Annotated in this window: 18 protein-coding genes; 6 read left to right on the top strand and 12 right to left on the bottom strand. The window is 66.7% G+C overall.

Annotated elements, in window-relative coordinates; genetic code table 11:
• Positions 1–42: 42 nt before the first annotated feature.
• Positions 43–1,392, bottom strand: a complete 1,350-nt coding sequence (locus AC1ZQA_RS02225) for an ABC transporter ATP-binding protein (RefSeq protein ID WP_482678218.1) — start codon at positions 1,390–1,392, stop codon at positions 43–45.
• Between the two features lie 27 nt (positions 1,393–1,419).
• On the bottom strand, positions 1,420–3,138 hold the full coding sequence (locus tag AC1ZQA_RS02220; RefSeq protein ID WP_482678217.1) for an ABC transporter permease: 1,719 nt from the start codon (positions 3,136–3,138) through the stop codon (positions 1,420–1,422).
• Between the two features lie 185 nt (positions 3,139–3,323).
• Between AC1ZQA_RS02220 and AC1ZQA_RS02215 the strand changes: the two genes are divergently transcribed.
• From AC1ZQA_RS02215 to AC1ZQA_RS02205, 3 genes are read left to right on the top strand one after another with little or no spacing between them, the layout of a single operon-like run.
• Positions 3,324–4,265 carry a cation diffusion facilitator family transporter gene (locus AC1ZQA_RS02215; protein WP_482678216.1) on the top strand — a complete coding sequence of 314 codons (942 nt, stop codon included), beginning with the start codon at positions 3,324–3,326 and terminating at the stop codon, positions 4,263–4,265.
• Between the two features lie 21 nt (positions 4,266–4,286).
• Positions 4,287–4,913: a YbhB/YbcL family Raf kinase inhibitor-like protein gene (locus AC1ZQA_RS02210; RefSeq protein WP_482678215.1), complete on the top strand. Its 627-nt coding sequence runs from the start codon at positions 4,287–4,289 to the stop codon at positions 4,911–4,913.
• Between the two features lie 3 nt (positions 4,914–4,916).
• Positions 4,917–5,210, top strand: a complete 294-nt coding sequence (locus AC1ZQA_RS02205) for a hypothetical protein (RefSeq protein ID WP_482678214.1) — start codon at positions 4,917–4,919, stop codon at positions 5,208–5,210.
• A gap of 7 nt (positions 5,211–5,217) precedes the next feature.
• On the opposite strand, the gene AC1ZQA_RS02200 is transcribed toward AC1ZQA_RS02205, so the two are convergent.
• Entirely contained in the window at positions 5,218–6,717 is a 1,500-nt protein-coding gene (locus AC1ZQA_RS02200) for a sensor histidine kinase N-terminal domain-containing protein (protein ID WP_482678213.1), read from the bottom strand.
• Positions 6,710–7,483 (bottom strand): response regulator, encoded by a 774-nt coding sequence (locus AC1ZQA_RS02195; protein ID WP_482678212.1) that lies wholly within the window; start codon positions 7,481–7,483, stop codon positions 6,710–6,712. Before AC1ZQA_RS02195 ends, AC1ZQA_RS02200 begins: the two co-directional genes overlap by 8 nt.
• A gap of 172 nt (positions 7,484–7,655) precedes the next feature.
• Here AC1ZQA_RS02195 and AC1ZQA_RS02190 point away from each other — a divergent pair, with 172 nt between their 5' ends.
• The gene (locus tag AC1ZQA_RS02190; RefSeq protein WP_482678211.1) at positions 7,656–7,907 is read left to right on the top strand and encodes a hypothetical protein; all 252 of its coding nucleotides are present in this window, start codon (positions 7,656–7,658) and stop codon (positions 7,905–7,907) included.
• On the opposite strand, the gene AC1ZQA_RS02185 is transcribed toward AC1ZQA_RS02190, so the two are convergent.
• The 8 genes from AC1ZQA_RS02185 to dacB all read right to left on the bottom strand — a co-directional run bounded on the left by AC1ZQA_RS02185 (position 7,889) and on the right by dacB (position 16,443).
• The gene (locus tag AC1ZQA_RS02185; RefSeq protein ID WP_482678210.1) at positions 7,889–9,001 is read right to left on the bottom strand and encodes a mechanosensitive ion channel family protein; all 1,113 of its coding nucleotides are present in this window, start codon (positions 8,999–9,001) and stop codon (positions 7,889–7,891) included. The genes AC1ZQA_RS02190 and AC1ZQA_RS02185 overlap by 19 nt on opposite strands.
• Before the next feature lie 31 nt (positions 9,002–9,032).
• Positions 9,033–10,169, bottom strand: a complete 1,137-nt coding sequence (locus AC1ZQA_RS02180) for a mechanosensitive ion channel family protein (protein ID WP_482678209.1) — start codon at positions 10,167–10,169, stop codon at positions 9,033–9,035.
• Positions 10,170–10,178: 9 nt separating this feature from the next.
• Positions 10,179–10,592, bottom strand: coding sequence for a sodium:solute symporter family transporter (locus AC1ZQA_RS02175; protein WP_482678208.1), 414 nt, complete (start codon positions 10,590–10,592; stop codon positions 10,179–10,181).
• A 40-nt stretch (positions 10,593–10,632) separates the two neighbouring features.
• Positions 10,633–12,129, bottom strand: a complete 1,497-nt coding sequence (gene ggpS / locus AC1ZQA_RS02170; protein WP_482678207.1) for a glucosylglycerol-phosphate synthase — start codon at positions 12,127–12,129, stop codon at positions 10,633–10,635.
• The gene (locus AC1ZQA_RS02165; protein WP_482678206.1) at positions 12,086–12,856 is read right to left on the bottom strand and encodes an HAD family hydrolase; all 771 of its coding nucleotides are present in this window, start codon (positions 12,854–12,856) and stop codon (positions 12,086–12,088) included. The genes ggpS and AC1ZQA_RS02165 overlap by 44 nt, the downstream gene beginning before the upstream one ends.
• A gap of 11 nt (positions 12,857–12,867) precedes the next feature.
• Positions 12,868–14,052 (bottom strand): NAD(P)H-dependent glycerol-3-phosphate dehydrogenase, encoded by a 1,185-nt coding sequence (locus tag AC1ZQA_RS02160; RefSeq protein WP_482678205.1) that lies wholly within the window; start codon positions 14,050–14,052, stop codon positions 12,868–12,870.
• Positions 14,053–14,692: 640 nt separating this feature from the next.
• Positions 14,693–14,968, bottom strand: coding sequence for a SemiSWEET family sugar transporter (locus AC1ZQA_RS02155; protein ID WP_482678204.1), 276 nt, complete (start codon positions 14,966–14,968; stop codon positions 14,693–14,695).
• A gap of 29 nt (positions 14,969–14,997) precedes the next feature.
• Positions 14,998–16,443, bottom strand: coding sequence for a D-alanyl-D-alanine carboxypeptidase/D-alanyl-D-alanine endopeptidase (gene dacB, locus AC1ZQA_RS02150; protein WP_482678203.1), 1,446 nt, complete (start codon positions 16,441–16,443; stop codon positions 14,998–15,000).
• Between the two features lie 185 nt (positions 16,444–16,628).
• Between dacB and pyrF the strand changes: the two genes are divergently transcribed.
• Entirely contained in the window at positions 16,629–17,510 is an 882-nt protein-coding gene (gene pyrF, locus AC1ZQA_RS02145; RefSeq protein WP_482678202.1) for an orotidine-5'-phosphate decarboxylase, read from the top strand.
• Positions 17,507–17,998, top strand: a complete 492-nt coding sequence (gene moaC, locus AC1ZQA_RS02140; RefSeq protein WP_482678201.1) for a cyclic pyranopterin monophosphate synthase MoaC — start codon at positions 17,507–17,509, stop codon at positions 17,996–17,998. The genes pyrF and moaC overlap by 4 nt, the downstream gene beginning before the upstream one ends.
• Positions 17,999–18,013 lie beyond the last annotated feature (15 nt).

Below are 18,013 nucleotides of genomic sequence, written 5' to 3'. Positions count from 1 at the left end.
GGCTGAACCCCGAAAAAACGGCGCACTACGGTGCGCCGTTTTTCATTCCTCCGCTTCGGGATTGTCGAGGCTGAACACCTCGGCGTTGTCATCGTAGGCGTAGAGTTCGGCGTAGCGGCCCCAGTCGATCGCGGTGTCGAGCACGCGGCGGGCTTCGTCTTCGCTCAAGTGGTCTTCGAGCTCGGTGAGAAAGCGCGAGTCGGGCGCGCGGTGGTTGAAACGCTCATCGAGCACGGCGCGGATGCGCGCCACCAGCGGCACGCGCTCGGTCAGATGACGGGCGAACAACTGTTTGCGCTCCTGCAGGCTGCCATCGACAAAGTTTCGCCCTGCGGGCAGCAGCATGATGTCGCCGTCTTCCACCTGGGCGAAACCGAGCAGTTCCACGCCCTCGATCAGCGGGAACAGATCGTCCACGGAAAAGTGCATGTCCTCGGCCAGATCGGGCAGGCTGATGCGCGTGTTGGCATTGCTCTTTTCCAGCGCGTCGAGCTCTTCGAGCAGGCCGGCCAGCGCGTTGACCGAGAGTGACGGCAGCCGCAGACCAATGCCTGGCGCCTGCTTGCGCACGGCGTCGCGCCCGGTGGGGCGGGCGGTCATCACGCCGTAAATGTCCTCGACCAGATCGCGGAACTCCTGCGATTCGCGGTTGCGCGGATGCGGCAGGCCGATGCGCATTTCGTTGACGATGCGCCCCGGGTTGGAGCCGAGGATGATGATGCGGTCGGCCATCAGCACCGCTTCCTCGATGTTGTGCGACACCAGCAGGATGCCGCGCGTGGGAATCTTGCGCTCGGTCCACAGGTCGAGCAGGTCGGTGCGCATGGTCTCGGCGGTGAGCACGTCCAGTGCCGAAAACGGCTCGTCCATCAGCAGCACGTCCGGGTTGATGACCAACGCGCGGGCAAAACCGACGCGCTGGCGCATGCCGCCCGAGAGCTCGCGCGGGTAGGCGGATTCGAAGCCGTCCAGGCCGATCAGGTCGATGGCCGCGATCGCGCGCGCGCGACGCTCGGCTGCCGGCACCTTGAGCGCTTCGAGGCCGAGCTCGACGTTCTGCAGCACGGTCAGCCACGGCAGCAGCGCAAAGCTCTGGAACACCATCGCCAGCCCCGGCACCGGCCCGTTGATCGGCTGGCCGCGGTGCAGCGCCACCCCGCCCGAACTCGGCACCAGCCCGGCGAGCATGCGCAGCAGGGTCGACTTGCCCGAGCCGGAGCGCCCGAGCAGCACCAGGATTTCGCCCTCGCTCAGGTGCATGTTGACATCGTCGAGCACCAGCAGCTCGGCGCCGTCGGGGGTCTTGAACGCCTTGCGCAGATGCTCGGTGCGGAAAATGTCCACACCCTGCGCGGTGGCGGCGGTGGGCGCGTGTTCGACAGGAACGGCCATGATCGATGTCCTCGAGTGAAAGCAGGGTCAGTCCAGCCGCACGCGGCGCTGCGCCAGGTCGTACAGCCGGTGCCAGACCAACCGGTTGGTGAGAATGACCAGCAGCGACATCACCCCCACGCCGAGGGCGATCTGCGCAGTCTGTCCCCTGGCCGTGGTCTGGCTGATGTAGGCGCCCAGACCGGTGGCAACCAGGGTCTTGTCGCCCCAGCTCACCACCTCGGCGACGATGCTCGCGTTCCACGCCCCGCCGCTGGCGGTGATCGCGCCGGTGACAAAGCCCGGAAAAATGCCCGGCAGATACAGCCGTTTCCACAGCAGCCAGCCGCGCAGCCCGAGGTTCTGCGCCGCCTCGCGCATGTCGGTGGGAATCGCCGCGGCGGCGCCAACCACCGAGAACAGGATGTACCACATGCTGCCCAGGATCATCAGCGGCGCGGTGAACACGTCCACGTTGAGATGCCAGTGGACGATGACCACCACAAACAACGGAAACAGCAGATTGGCCGGAAACGCCGCGAGAAACTGCGCCAGCGGCTGCACCTTTTCGGCCCAGCGCGGACGCAGCCCGATCCACACGCCGATCGGCACCCACACCAGCGCCGACATCGCCACCAGCACGAACACCTTGAACCCGGTGATCAGCCCCAGGCCGATGACATGCCCGACCATCGGCCAGCCGAAATCGCGTGGCAGCACCTGCAGCAGCCGTACCACGGCCCACACCGCGAGCACGCCGAGAGCGGCGTAGAACACCCCGTCGGCAAGCCGCCTGCGCTGTCGGGCTTTGCCTGGCACGCGGCGCGGCGGCACCTTGGGCGTGAGCCGCACGCTGAGTTCCCACAGCCGCGCCGGCACCACCGCAAGCAGCTTGAGCAGGCGGGTGCGGCGCAGGAAATCAAGCACCACCGAGCGCGGCGTCTCGCTCGAGGCAGTCATTTCAAACTTGAACTTGTCGGCCCAGGCGACAATGGGGCGAAACAGCAGGGTGTCGTAGGCGAGGATGATGACGATCATCGCCGCGATCGCCCAGCCGATGGCCGCCAGGTCCTTGTGCGCAATCGCCGCAGCAATGTAGGAGCCGATGCCCGGCACGGTGACCGTCTGGTCGGAGACGGTGATCGCCTCGGAGGCGACGACGAAGAACCAGCCGCCCGACATCGACATCATGGTGTTCCACAGCAACCCGGGCATGGCAAACGGCAGTTCCACCTTCCAGAACCGCTGCCAGGCGTTGAGCCGGTACAGCGTGGCGGCCTCGTGCAGGTCGCGCGGCACGGTCTTGAGCGACTGGTACAGGCTGAAGGTCATGTTCCACGCCTGCGAGGTGAACACCGCGAAGATCACCGCCAGCTGAACGCCGACCAGACTGCCCGGAAACAGCGCCATGAAGCCGGTCACCGTGATCGACAGATAGCCCAGGATCGGCACCGATTGCAGCACGTCGAGCGCCGGAATGAGAATGCGCTCGGCGTAGCGGTTGTGCGCCGCCAGCCAGGCGTAGCCAAGTGTGAACACGAACGACACCACCAGCGCCGCGAGCATGCGCAGCACGGTGTACAGGCCGTATTCCGGCAGCGCCAGCGGCGACAGCGAGATCGACAGGTTCTCGCCCAGATGGAACGGCACCGCCATTTCCCGCCCGGCATGCGCGATGATGAAAAACAGCGCAATGACCAGCGGCAGCGCGATCAGATCGCGCCGGTTGGGCACCGGAAGCGGAAGCGGCGGGAGGTTGAAGGCCATGTGCGGGATGGTTCTGTTTCGTGGCGGCGCATGGCCGCTGGCAAGGCGGCAAGTCTAACCAGACAAGATGACGATTCACAATCGCGTCATCGCAGGCGTGGACAGGCTGAAACAGCGCCGATCGCGGCGCGCAGCCGACACCGCACCCATGCACAATACGCATCGCCCAGCCCACTGCCCGAACCATGCAAGCCAGAACCTACCTCCGCGCCTCACTGTTTGCGGCGCTCATCGTCATCAGTCTCAAGCTCCTGGCCTGGAAGGTCACGGGCTCGGTGGGCTTTCTGTCGGACGCGATGGAATCCATCGTCAATGTCGCGGCAGCGGCGTTCGCGCTGTTCATCGTGCGCATTGCCGAGGCGCCGCCGGACGCGGACCATCCCTTCGGCCACACCAAGGCGGAATACTTTTCCAGCGGGGTGGAGGGGCTGCTCATCGGCGTGGCCGCAGTGCTCATTCTGGTGGAAGCCGGGCAGCGCCTGACCCATCCCGAGCCGATCAGTGCGGTGCCGCTGGGTGCCGCCATTTCCGCGCTGGCGACTGCCATCAATCTGGGCGTGGCGCTGTGGATGCTGCGCGGCGCCAGGCGGCTGCGCTCCATCGTCATCGAGGCCGACGCCCGGCACCTGATGACCGATGTGTGGACGTCGGTGGGCGTGATCATCGGCGTGTTGCTGGTGCCGGTCACCGGCTGGCTGTGGCTCGACCCGGTGATCGGCATCATCGTGGCACTGCACATCCTGGGCGAGGCGTTCTCGCTGGTCAGGCGCTCGGTCGATGGCCTGATGGACAAGTCGATGACCGAGGCCGATCTGGCCGAACTGCAGACCGTGCTCGATCGCTTTCGGTCCAGGGACATGCGCTTCGACCATGTGCGCACCCGCGTGGCGGGCACCCGGCGCTTCGTCTCCATGCACCTGCACATGCCCGGGCAGTGGACGCTGCAGCGCGCAGCCAACTGCCGCTACGCGGTGGAGAAGGCGCTGATCGAGGCACACCCCGGCATGGTGGTCACGATCGAAATGCTCACTTCCGCGCAGGAAAGTCTGCAGGAGGAAAATGAGCAGGCGCACGGCAGCCCTGCACGCGAAGACTGCCCGCCCGCATCCCCCATTGCGCGCCCTTGATGCATCCACCAGGAGAAGTCCATGCAACTGACCAGTCCCGCCTTTTTCGACGGCCAGCCCATCCCGCCGCAGTATGCGTTCTGCAAGCCCGCGGTGGTCGGTCATGTGGCGCTGTCGCAGAATCTCAACCCGCCGCTGGCCTGGCGTGACCTGCCCGCAGGCACGCAGAGCCTGGTGCTGATCTGCCACGACCCCGATGTGCCCAGCCGCGCGGACGACGTCAACCTCGAAGGCCACACCGTGCCGGCCGACCTGCCCCGCGTGGATTTCTATCACTGGCTGCTGGTCGACATTCCGCCCACGCGCACCCACATCGACGAAAAGGAATTCAGCCACGAAGTCTCTCCGCGCGGCAAGCCGGGCCCTTCCTGTCATGGCGGCATGCGCCACGGCGTGAATGACTACACCGCCTGGTTTGCCGGGGATCAGGACATGGCCGGGCAGTATTTCGGTTACGACGGCCCCTGCCCGCCGTGGAACGACAGCCTGCTGCACCACCACATCTTCACCCTGTACGCGCTCGATCTGCCGCGCTGCCCGGTGGACGGCGCGTTCAATGGTGCGCAACTGCGCGCTGCCCTTGCCGGTCATGTGCTGGCCCAGGCCAGCCTCACCGGCACCTACACCCTCAACCCCGCCCTGCGCTGACCCATGGCCGACACCCCGCAAGCCCCAACGCCCACGCCGCCGAGCAAAAAGCGCGGAATCAGTGTGCAGCTCAGCGGACTGCTGGGCATCGTCATCGGCATCGTGGTCCTGGTGGGCATCTTCAGCCTGCTGCGCGAGCGGCTGGTGAATGAACCTGTGGACGCGCCGCAACTCCAGCTCGCCAATGACAGCCCCTGCATGCGCGAGGGCCTCAAGGCCCTGGCCGCCAGCGGCAAGCCCGTCACCTATGGTCAGCTCGGCACCCTGAAACATCAGTGCGGGGAAGACAGCGACTGAGGCGCGCTCAGACCCGCACGAATTGCAGTTGCACACGAAGACCGCGACTGCCCTGCGGAGGGATGGGAAGGTCCATCAAGGCGATGTCGGCGTCATGCTGGCGGGCGATTTCGCGGACGATGGCCAGCCCGAGGCCGCTGCCCTCGCTGCCGTTGTCGAGAATGCGATAGAACGGCTCGAACACCAGCTCACGCTCGGCCTCGGGAATGCCGGGGCCAGTGTCGTCCATCTGCAGTTGCACCACGGCTCGGGCGCCCGGGCCGTCGGCCACGGTGCTGCGCAGGCGCAGGGTCACGCTGCCGCCGGACGGCGTGTAGGTGATGGCGTTGTGCAGCAGGTTCTTGATCAGCTCGTGCAGCAACAGGGCATTGCCGCGCATGGGCAGTGGCACCGGAGGGCTGTCGAACTCCAGCTCCAGCCCCTTGTCGAGTGCCAGCATGGCCAGGTCCTGCATGGCCTCGGTGGCGGGCTGGCGCAGGTCGATGGTCTCGAACACCGCGCGCGCCGCGCCGCCCTGGTTCTCGGCGCGGGTGAGCGCGAGCAACTGGTTGACCAGCCGGGTGGTGCGCTCCACGCTGCGGCCGATCTGGCGCAGACTGGCGCGCAGTTCCTCCGGGTCGGCTTCGCGCAGCGCCAGCTCGGCCTGGGTGCGCAGCCCGGCCAGCGGCGTCTTGATCTGGTGCGCGGCGTCGGCGACGAAACGCTTTTGCGTCTGCAAGGACTGCTGCAGGCGGGCGAACAGACTGTTGATCGAGTCGACCAGCGGGGCGATCTCCTCGGGCGCCTCGCGCTCGTCGATCGGACTCAGATCGTCGGCGCGTCGACGGCGGATGCGCGACTGCAGCTCGTTGAGCGGCGCGATGCCCTGCCCCAGCCCGAACCAGACCAGCAGAATGAAAATCGGCACCACGACAAATTGCGGCAGGATGACGCCCTGCACGATGTCGCGCGCCAGCCGGGTGCGCGCCTGCATGTCCTGCGCCACCTGCACCAGCACCGGCGCGGCGGGCCTCGACCCGACTTGCGGTGCGGGCCACACCCAGGCCGCAGCCAGCCGCGCGCTGTGTTGACCCACTTCGCCGTCGCGCCACTGCACCGCGATCGGCGTGCTGCCCTGCGCGGGCGGCAGGCTCCACGCTGCGGGCAGACGTGCCTCTCCGGCCAGAACTGCGCCGGTCTTGCTGCGAACCTGGTAGCCCAGAATGCCCCCCGCCGGGGGCTGTCGCAGCGTCTGCTGCCACAGGGCGGACTGCACCGCGCCCTGTGCCCCCAGTGTCTGCACCTGCGCGGAGAGTTGCAGCAAGGTATGTTGCAGCGCCGCGTCATAGGGTTTGGCGGCAATGGCCTGCGCCACCAGATAGGTGATGCCGATGGACAGCGGCCACAGCAACAGCATGGGCGCGAGCATCCAGTCGAGGATTTCGCCGAACAGCGAGCGCGGATGGCGCTTGCGGGCGGACGCTGCGTCGTCCCGAGCACCACGTGCCGGCAACGGCAGTTCAGACATCGGGTTTGGGGTGCACTGCGGCGGGGCCATCCCCACCCCGTCCTTCCCCCGGCACGGCGGAGGTCGGGAGGGAGGAATGCTCACCCTGGGACGGAGCGGGCACGATTTTCTCCAGGCAATATCCCAGACCACGCACCGTGGCGATGCGGACCGGGCCGACCTCGATCTTCTTGCGCAGCCGATGCACATACACCTCGATGGCGTTGGTGCTCACCTCCTCGCCCCACACGCACAGATGCTCGACCAGCTGGTCCTTGCTCACCAGGCGCCCGGCGCGCTGCAACAGCACTTCGAGCAGGGTGAGTTCGCGCGCGGAGAGTTCTACCACATGGCCGTCGAGCGTGACCACGCGGCCCGTGATGTCGTAGTGCAGCGGGCCGTGCTGGATGATGGCGCTGGCACCGCCCATGCCGCGGCGCGCCAGCGCCCGAACCCGCGCCTCCAGTTCTGCGAGCGCAAACGGCTTGGCCATGTAGTCGTCGGCGCCGAGGTCGAGGCCGCGCACCTTGTCTTCCACGCTGTCGGCCGCGGTGAGAATGAGCACCGGCACCGTGGTTCCGCGCGCGCGCAGCCGACGCAGCACCTCAAAGCCCGACAGACGCGGCAACCCCAGGTCGAGAATGAGCAGATCGAAGGAACTGGACTGCAGCGCGGCGTCGGCGCTGTTGCCGTCGGCCACCTGATCGACCGCATAGCCCAGCGCGCGCAGCGAGCGCAGCAGGCCGTCGGCCAGAACGCGGTCGTCTTCGGCAATCAGAATGCGCATGGGTGTCCCTTCGATGTACTGTGCACCGCCGACGCGTGGCGTGCAGCGCGGCGAATTGCTCTGAATAGTAGAGGGCCGCACGCAGCACGCGAAGGGGAGTTTCACCGGTCAGAAATACGCAGACCAGGTTGATGGTGGCGAAGGTCCGGTTGGACATGATCTGCCTTGCTCGATGCCCTGCGCGCCGTTGCGCCAGATCAGCCGCAAGGTGTCTTGCAGCCGCTGCGCGCTGGGGGCGATCAACAGCCTGGCGCTGGCAACGGCCCGCAAGGCGGCGAGCACCTGGTGGCCCTGGCGGTCGGCCAGGCCGCGCAGCCGGCGCAGCAGGGTTTTCGCCCGTGCGGGGGCGTCGCGCCCGCATGCGGCTGGTGTCGTCGTCGCTTTGGGGGGTGTGGATGCGGCGCGCTACGCCTGGGCATCCTGAACGGCAGGCGCGAGAATCTCCCGCACACTGTGTGCTGCGGGTGACGCAAGCTGCAGGAGCACGGTGCGCGTCGGGAAGGCGAACTCGGCACCGAGGCGGGCACAGCCTCGCATCAGCGCCAGGTTGATCGCCTGCTGGGTGTTCATGTAGGCGGTGTAGTCCGAGGTCTTCATCCAGTACACCACCTCGAAGTTCAAGCTCGAATCGCCGAAGTCCTTGAAGTGCGCACGATCGAACCGCGCGTCGGGCTGCTGGTCGACCACCTCCTTGACCAGTTCTGGAATCTGCTCCAGGGTATCCGGCGGAGTGTCATAGGTCACGCCGAAGGCAAACACGATGCGCCGCTCCTGCATGAACTTGTAGTTGCGCAGCCGCGCCTTGGTCAGATCGGTATTGGAAAACACCACGATCTCCCCGCTGATGGAGCGCATGCGGGTGGTTTTCAGGCCGATGTTCTCGACCGTGCCGGAGAAATTGTCGACCACGACGAAATGCCCGATCTGAAACGGCTTGTCCAGCACGATGGACAGACTGGAAAACAGATCGCCCAGGATGTTCTGCAGCGCCAGCCCCACGGCGATGCCGCCCACCCCCAGACCGGCCAGCAGCGTGGTGACGTTGAAACCCAGGTTGTCGAGCAGCAGCAAAAACACCAACGACCATAGAACCAGCCGGGCGATGAAGCTCATCGCGGCCAGGCCGGTGGCGGTTTCGGGGTCGTGCAAGATGGCGCGTTCGCGTGAGATCCGAATCCAGAAATCGAGAAAACGCGACGTCCACAGACCGATCTGCAAGAACAGGCCGACCGCCGCAACGCCGATCAGCCATTTGGTGGCCACGGCGGGCAGACTCAGACTTTGCACCGCGGGATAGAACCCGATGAGAAAGGCCAGCGGCAGCCGCGTGCCCCGCAGCGCGCTGAGCAGCGCGTCGTCCCACCGGTTGCTCGTGCGCGCGGCAAACGCGCTCAGCCACGCGATCAACACCGGCTTGACGCTGGCCACCAACACGACCACCAGCGCCAGCCAGCCTAGCGCGATCAGCCAGGCCTGCAGCGAATTGCCGAGAAACATCAGGGAAAGCCATGTGGTCATCGCGTTGCCTTTCACGAAGGGGAGAGGGTGTTCAGGAAGAAAAGGGCGGCATGTCCGGTGACTTTCCGGCAGATGCCGACGCGGTGTCGTGCCACTGCATGCGGCGGCGCGGCAGATGCTGCGGCAGCGTGCTTTGCACAAACGCAATCATTCCCTCGCGGATGCGGCAGCGCAGTTCCCAGGCGCGCGCCGAATTGGCCGCGCTGACCAGAAAGCGCACCTGCACCGCGGTCTCGGAGGTATCGGTGACATGCACCAGCGCCAGACGCCCGTCCCAGTCGGGATCGGCGGCGCACAGGCGCTTGAGCTCCTCGCGCAGCGCGGCGATCGGCGTGGCATAGTCCACCCACAGGAAGACCGTGCCCAGCAGGCTGGCGCTGGTGCGCGTCCAGTTCTGGAACGGGTGTTCGATGAACCATTGCAGCGGCAGGATCAGCCGCCGGTCATCCCACACACGAAACACCACATAGGTACCGGTGATTTCCTCCACGCGCCCCCACTCGCCCTCGACGATGAGCACGTCGTTGATGCGGATCGGTTCGGTCATCGCGATCTGCAGCCCGGCAAGCAGATTGCTCAGCACCGGGCGGGCGGCAAAGCCCACCACCAGACCGGCAATGCCCGCCGACGCCAGCAGGCTGGCGCCGATCTGCCGCACGTCGGGAATGCTCATCAGTGCCACCGACAGGCCGACGAGCAGGATGAGAAGGCTCAGCACCCGCGTGAGCACCCGCGCGCGCGTGAGCAGGCCGCGCACTTCCAGATTGGAATCGAGCAGATTGGGGTCGTCGGGCAACTGCAGCCCACCGCGGCGCAGCAACACCAGCTCGCCCGCGGCGCGGATCAGTCGCATCGTCAGCCAGGTGATCGCGGCAATGAGACCCAGATGCAGCGCCTGGATTCCCCACGCCCAGCCATCGAGACGGCCCTGCAGCAAACCCGCATCGATGCGCAGCACCAGCAGCAGCCAGGCCAGACGCAGGGGCATGCGCACGCGCAGGTACAAGAACTGGGCATTGCCGTCCGGCCCGCCAGTCTTGACGAACAGGCGCACGAGAAGCAGAAACACCGGCGCGGCCAGCAATGTGACTGCGATCGCCACCGACTCGGGGTGATGCGCGGAAATCCAAGCGGTGAGGGTGTTCCCATATGGCATCAGGCCGTGCATCGTGCCTCCTCAGTGAAACACCCACAGCAGCGCAATGCCCAGGATGAACGCGCGGCCCAACATCGTCAGTCGGCGCTGCGACAGCTGCGGTCTGCACGGCGCGACGAAGTCCAAGGTCAACAGCGTGGCTGCCGAGTTGCGCGTGGCCGAGCAGGTCGACATCAGCGCAGCGAGCAAGCCCGCGATGATGAACCCGGCCAGACCGACCGGGGCATCGCGCACCACCAGCTCGGGCCAGACCTGGTCGGAATGCTGCAGATGCGGCAGCAGCGGAATCGCCATCGCTGCCGGTCCGAGCGAGCGCCCGGCGAGAAACAGCTCGTCCGCGTTGGAATGCGCGCGCATGGCCCAGGCGCCGATCGCATCAGTGCACAAAAAGTCGGCGGCGATGGCGACATCGTCGAGCGTGTGCAGCGTCATCATGGGTGCGCAGCTCCCTGCCGGAAACGAGGAATGCAATCGGTCATGTCGTGGGTTCGGCCTGCGCCCGCAACTGCGCGAACAGGTCGAGCACATGGCGGGTCCAGTGCGTGATGTCGTACTGGCCGATGCGCGCATCCATGCGCTGCATGCGCGCGCACTGCTCGTCTCGCGGCATGTCGAGCGCGCGGTCGATGGCATCGTCCATCTGGCTGATGCTGTATGGGTTGACCAGCACCGCGTCCTGCAGCTCGACCGCGGCGCCGGCGAATTCCGACAGCACCAGCACGCCGCTTTCGTTCACATGCGCGGCGATGAATTCCTTGGCCACCAGATTCAGCCCGTCGCGCAGCGGGGTGATCCAGCAGATGTCGGCGGCGCGGTAATAGCTCAGCGTCTCCTCGAACGGCATCGGCGTGGTGGACAGCAGGATCGGCGTCCAGGTCAGCGAACCGAAATGGCCATTGATGCGCCCGACCAGTTGCTCGATGTTCTGCTGCGCCCGCCGGTACACCCGCATGCCGTCGGCTGCGGCCACCGCGGTGACAAGCAGCCGCACCTTGCCGTGCAGTTCGGGGCGACGCGCCAGCAGCCGCTCGAACGCCAGCAGCATTTCGCGCGTGCCCTTGGCATAGTCCACCCGGCCGATCGACACGATCACCGTCTGGCCGGCCATTTCGCGGCGGATCTGCACGACCCGCGCCAGGTTCTCGGGTTTTTGCACCGTGCTGCGAATCATGTCGGCATGGGTGCCAATGGGAAAGGCGTCAATGCGCACGGTGCGCCCACGCACGCTGACCGACACCGGCGTGACCGGCTCGGACAGCGCGGTGCCGGTGGCCTGCAGTTCCGGCGCCACCGCATGCTCGATCAAGCCGTCAACCTTGCGCAGCGACTGCATCAGCGCCGCGAAGTTGCGCGCGTAGCGCGGCACGTGAAACCCCACCAGATCGCAGTCGAGCAGACTGTCGAGGATTTCATCGCGCCACGGCAGGATGTTGAACACATCGGGCGCGGGAAACGGCGTGTGGTGAAAAAAGGCGATCTTCACGTCCGGCCGCATGCGCCGCACCATGCCCGGCACCAGCCAGAGGTTGTAATCGTGCACCCAGACCACAGCCCCCGGGGCGGCCTCGTCGCAGGCGGCTTCGGCGAATTTGCGGTTGACCTCGCGAAACACGCTCCACTGGCAGTTCTCGGTCGAGTACAGCGAAGGAAAGCTGTTGAGGATGGGCCACAGCGCCTCTTTCGACACCACGTGATAGAACTGGCTGATTTCCTCCGCGGTCAGCGGCAGCCGCACCACCTCATAGCTTCCGTAGCTGTCGGCGACCGTGATGCGGCGTTCGAACTTCACCGGTCTGTTCGCGGGCGCTTTTTTCCACGCCACCCAGCTCGCGCGGTCCACCTGCCCGATGAAGCCCTTGAGCGCGGGCACGATGCCGTTGGGACTCTTGTTTTCCTTCAGGACGATCTTGCCGTCCTCGCTGTGTTCCTCATACGGTTGTCTGTGATAGACGATGACCAGAGACGAAGCCATTGAAATCCCCCTGTTGGTGAAAGCGAATCAGCGCATCGAGCACCCCGGCTGCACCCGGTTGCGCGCTGCGATAGACATTGGGATGCGGGGCAATGGCATGGTCGAGCGCAGCCTCGCGGTTGCTCACCGCCACGCCGGTCAGTCCGGTCTCGAACATCGACAGATCGTTGAGCGTGTCGCCCGCAACCAGGGTGCGGTGCTCGGGCAGGCCCAGTGCGGCCAGGGTACGCAGCAGGGTGGAGCCTTTCTGCACACCGCGCGGCAGCACGTCGAAATACTGGTTGTCCGACATCAGGGTGTCGAAGCCCACCCGGCGCAATTGCGCTGCCGCCAGTTGCGCGGGCTCTGGTCGGCTGTAGAAATAGGAGCGCCTGCGCCCACCGTGCTGCGCCTGGGGCTCCAACCCAGGGTGGCGCGACACGATCCGGTCGATCTGATGCGCTGCGTCCCGGGGCCAGCAGGCATCGAGCCAGATGTCCAGCGCGGGCAAGGGCGCAAAGTTCGCACCGGTCGCCACGCTGGTTCCGACATCGCCGATCACATGATCGGGCTGCACCGGCAGTTCACGGGCGAGCTGTCGCATGAAATCCAGCCCGCGCCCGCTGACAAAGATCAGCACGATCTCTTCGCGATGTTGTGCGATCCACGCATACAGCGCAGCGCGCTGAGACGCATCTCCGCCGAGAAACGTGCCGTCGAGGTCGGTGGCAAGAATGGTCTTGTGCATCGGCATTCCCTTCATTGCGGCTGCCGCGTCAGCGGATGCAGCGCACCCCACCGCACGGCGCTGGCGTCGCGCGCCTGTTTGAACTGGTGCAGGCTGTGCACGCGGGGCAGACGCAGCGCATCGTCGTGCGACAGAGGCTGCGTGAGCAGGCAGTGCAATGCGTCCTCTGCGGTCTGGCGTTGCTGGAGCACGTCACGCACGGCGGCGGCGACCTGCAGACGCAGACCCAGACGCTGTTCCAGAGCCTGCACCGACAAGCTGCTGATCGCTCCCTCTGCCAGTTCGCCATCGCCCGATGCCCGCTCACCCCGGCCCAGCCGCATGCCCAGGCGGGTGTTGCGCGACTGGGTGGAAGACGCCGTGAGAAACAGATCACCTGCCCCGGCGCTGGAGAGCAAAGTCTCTGGTCGGCCGCCGAGTGCCAGAGTGAGCTGGCGCATGTCTTGCAGGCCGCGGGTCAGAATGGCAGCGCGGGCGTTCTCTCCCAGGTCACAGGCCATGGCCATGCCACAGGCAATGGCGATCATGTTTTTCAGTGCGCCGCCCACTTGCACGCCAATGGCATCGTCCGTGGCGTCGAGATGCACCCCGCCTGCGGCGAACGCGCCGCGCAATGCGCCGACGACGCGCTGAGCGCTCAACTGGCCAGGCATCACACCGCGCAGACGCAGCGCTGGCAAGCCCACCGTCAGCGCCGCATGCTGGCCGCGCACGACCTCCTGGGCAAAGCTCGGTCCGCCGATGGCGCCAATCAGTGCGTCGCGCCGCAGTTCTTCCTGCAGCACTTGCGTCATCAGGGCGCCGCTGCCGCGCTCGATTCCCTTGCAAGCCGCAAGCACCACGGCTCCCCGGGACAACAGGGGCGCCGCTGCACGCGCGACCTCCCGCAGCGCGACGGAAGGCACTGCCATGATGACCACGCGGGCTCCGTCCAGCGCCTGCCCCATCTGGCTGCTCGCCTTCAGGCCCGCAGGCAACTCCAAGCCGGGCAGATGACGCGGGTTGCGCTCGGTGGTGGCGATGGCCTGCGCGAGTTCGGGGCGGCGCGCCCAAAGGGTCACGTCCAGCCCGCCGCGCCGTAGCGCGCAGGCCAGAGCCGTGCCCCAAGCCCCGGCGCCAAGAACGGCGACAGCAGGCGCATCGGCAGCAGGGCGCTGCGCCCTGCCGGTTGAAATGTGTGCAACAGAGTTCTGCATGGACTCTCCCAAGGTCGGGACAACGCGGGGTTGTCCGGCTGAAGGACGCCCGGCTGGGCGGGCGTGGCGACTGGGTTGACCGCGCGTGCAGACGCGGCCAGAACAAGGCATTCCGCAGGAATGCAGGGGCTTTCAGCGACTTGCTGATCGCCGTGGCTGCCAACTTTGGAGGCAACCAGGACCACCGGATTCACCCTTCAATGCATGGTGAAAGTCGCTATGCAAACGACGATTCTTGGTGACCCATTCTAAATAAATTTGAATGATTAGATTCTAAGGTATTTTTTACAAAAAATAAACCTCAAAAACTCTAAATTAACAAGAACCTTTAGGACAATTCCAGGGACATCGCCGCTCAGCCCGACGATCTGCCTAAGGCAGCACTGAATGAGTCCCTGTGATGTTGCGCGCCGGGCTGCGGGATGGGATGCAAGGCGCACACCGCAGCCATAGCCCAAGCTATGGCGAGGATGTGCAACGCCGCAGACCGCCCGCAGGCTGGATGCGCAGCGCGCAGGGGACTTGTTCAGTGTTGCCCCAAATGCGCAACGGAGACCCTCTGCGGCGCAACAAGTCGACGCAGCAAGGCGCTCGGGCGGCGCGCCAGGGCACCACACGCGGCCGCCCAGAGGCGCGTCCCTCAAACCTTGCGGCGCGGTCCGTGGCGCAGGCGCAAGGTCAGGACGATCAGGGCCAGCAGCAGCGTGACGGCGTTGGCACCCACCAGCGGCCAGCTGCGCTGAACCACGCCGTAGATCAGCCACAGCGCAATGCCCGCGGTGAACAGGCTGTACATCCCCAGCGACACGCCAGAGACGTCGCGCGTGCGCAGGGTCAGCCAGACCTGCGGCACGAAGGACACGGTGGTGAGGAACGCGGCGGCGTAGCCGATGAGATCGGAGGGATGAAAGGCCATGCGGGGCTCTCGAAGGGATGGATCCGCGCTCAGGCCGCCTGCATGAAGCCATTGACAAAGGCTTCGAGCGCCGGCCAGGCGCCGCCGGCGCGCGGGTCGTTGACCAGCGCGGCGAAGGTGTAGCGCTGGCCGCCTCTGGCCTGCGCATAGCCGGCAAGCGACAGCACGCCGTCGAGACTGCCGGTCTTGGCGTGGATGCGCCCAGCGGTGTCAGGGTCTCGAAAGTGGCGGCGCAGCGTGCCATCTTCCCCGGCCAGCGGCAGCGACGACACGAACTCGGGCATCACCGGGCTGTTCCACGCCGCGCGCAGCAGCGCGTTGATGTCGCCCGCGCTGATGCGCGCGGTGCGTGACAGGCCGCAGCCGTTGTCCAGCACCAACCCCGGCATCGGCAGACCGTGGGTGGAAAGCCACTGCATCACCGCCTGCTGCGCCCCGGCCCAGGTGGCGCGCTGCGCCCCGGCCTGCAGTGCCAGGGTGAGAAACACCTGCTGCGCCATGACGTTGTTGCTGTATTTGTTGATGTCACGCACCAGCACCGCCAGCGCCGGCGACTCCCACACCGTCAGCTCGGTGGCATCCGCAGGCAACGGCGCGGTACGCACCTGTCCCTGCCAGGCGATGCCCACCTGAGAAAACAGCGCGGCCAGCAGCCGCTGCACATACGCGTTGTCGCTCACCTCGGGCGCGATGTTCCAGGTCTGCGCCCCGCAGGACACGGCATAGGCCCCGGCAAAGCGCGGCGCGAAGGGCTGCTTCCAGTCGGCGCGCAGCTTGTCCTTCCAGTTGCCGCAGGCCGCGGTGGTGAGCCGGGGCGCCTCGCGCAGATCGAACCCGGCCAGCGGCGGCTCCACGGTCACCCGCACCTGCTGCGTCTGCGCATCGGGCACGAAGCCCAGACGCAGCACGCCGAAGTTCACCAGAAACGGATCGGGGCCAACGTTGTAGGGCGCAGTGGCGTCGCCGTCGAACGCGCCGGGGTCGTGCGGCGGCAGGTCGAAGGCCTGGCGGTCGATCAGTACATCACCGCGTATGCGGCGGATGCCCAGATCGCGCAACCGCAGCGCGATGCTCCACAGGTTGTCGGCCATCAGATGCGGATCGCCGCTGCCGACGAAGGCCAGATCGCCCTGCAGCACCCCGGCGCGGATCGGCCCGACCGCGTACACCGGCGTCTTCCACACAGACGCCGGCCCAAGGATGCGCAACGCGGCATAGGTGGTCACCAGCTTGAGCACCGAGGCCGGATTCATCAGCGCGGCGCCGTTGAACGCGATCTGCGGCGCGGCGCTGTCGAGCGCCTGCAGCACGAAGGCGCAGGACTGCAGCGGAATGCGCGCCGTGCCCAACGCCTGCGTCACCGCAGCGGGCAATGCCCCGGCAGCGCCCCCTCCAACAGCCTGCGCCCGGGCCAGCAGCGGCGCGGCGGTCAGGGCCAGTGCGGAACCGAGAAACAGGCGGCGGGTAGGGTGCATGGCAAAAGGCAGTCTTGGAGATGGCGTGATGGTAGATGCGAGGCGGTGGTGTCAGGTTGCACCCTGGGGTCAGGTCTCGCTTTGATGCAAATGCGACGGAACCAGACCCAGCCCTGCCGCGCCCGAGACATCATGCGCGGCGCATCGAGGGAGGTTTCACCCCGCCGTCACCTCCCCTTCCTACAATGCGGCGCATGAGCACACCCCGCCCTCCTTTCACGCAGCAGTGGCAAGACGCCGCCGAGCGCAACAACTCGGCGCTGTGCGTCGGGCTCGATCCGGAGCCTTCGCGCTTTCCGGCGCCGTGGACCAATGACCCGCTGCGGCTGTTCGACTTCTGCGCGGCCATCGTCGACGCCACGGCCGATCTGGTCTGCGCGTACAAGCCGCAGATCGCCTACTTTGCCGCGCTGGGGGCGGAGGATCAACTCGAACGCCTGATTGCGCATATCCGCAAGGCTGCACCGGGCGTGCCGGTGATTCTCGATGCCAAGCGCGGCGACATCGGCGCGACCGCCGAGCAATACGCCCGCGAGGCCTTCGTGCGCTTCGATGCCGACGCGCTCACGCTGTCGCCCTACATGGGCTTCGATTCGGTCGAGCCCTACCTGCGCTACCCCGAGCGCGGTCTGTTCTTGCTGTGCCGCACCTCCAACCCCGGCGGCGCCGATCTGCAGACCCTGCGCATCGCCAACCCCGCGACCAGCCCTTCGGCCCACCTCGGCGACGAGCTGCTGTTCGAGCGCGTGGCGCGGCTGGCGGCACAAGACTGGAACCGCCACGGTCAGAACGGTCTGGTGGCCGGTGCGACCCACCCGGGCGACATCGAACGCATCCGCGCGGTGGCCCCCGATGCGCCGCTGCTCATCCCCGGCATCGGCGCGCAGGGCGGCGACCTTGCGGCCACCGTGCGCGCGGCGCGCAACCGCTTTCTGATCAACGCCTCGCGCAGCGTGCTCTACGCCAGCAGCGGACGCGAATTCGCCGACGCCGCGCGGCGTGAAGCCCGCCGCCTGCGCGATGCCATCAACCACGCGGCGCACGCCAGCGCCTCTCCTGCACCATGACCTCCCCTGCCGCGCAACTCACCCATTTCGACACCACCGGCCAGGCGCACATGGTCGATGTCGGCGCGAAGGATGAAACCCATCGCGTCGCCGTGGCCACCGGCTGCATCCGCATGCAGCCCGCCACCTTCGCACTGGTGCAAAGCGGCAGCGCGAAAAAGGGCGACGTGCTGGGCATCGCCCGCGTGGCCGCCATCATGGCCAGCAAGCGCACCGCCGATCTGATTCCGCTGTGCCACCCCATTGCACTGAACCGCGTTGCAGTCGACTTTGCACTGCAACCGCAGGACAGCAGCATTTTCTGCACCGTCACCGCAGAAACCCGCGGCCGCACCGGCGTGGAAATGGAAGCGCTCACTGCAGTGCAGGTGGGGCTGCTGACCATTTACGACATGTGCAAGGCGGTGGACCGCGGCATGACCATCACCGACGTCAGGCTGCTGGAAAAGCATGGCGGCAAGTCGGGCGACTGGGTGGCCGCGCGCTGAACCCGGCAATCGCGC

Source organism: Thiomonas sp. DCM-2 (assembly GCF_056820905.1).
Note: the sequence above shows the minus strand (reverse complement) of the source record. Positions and strands in the feature narration are given on the sequence as shown.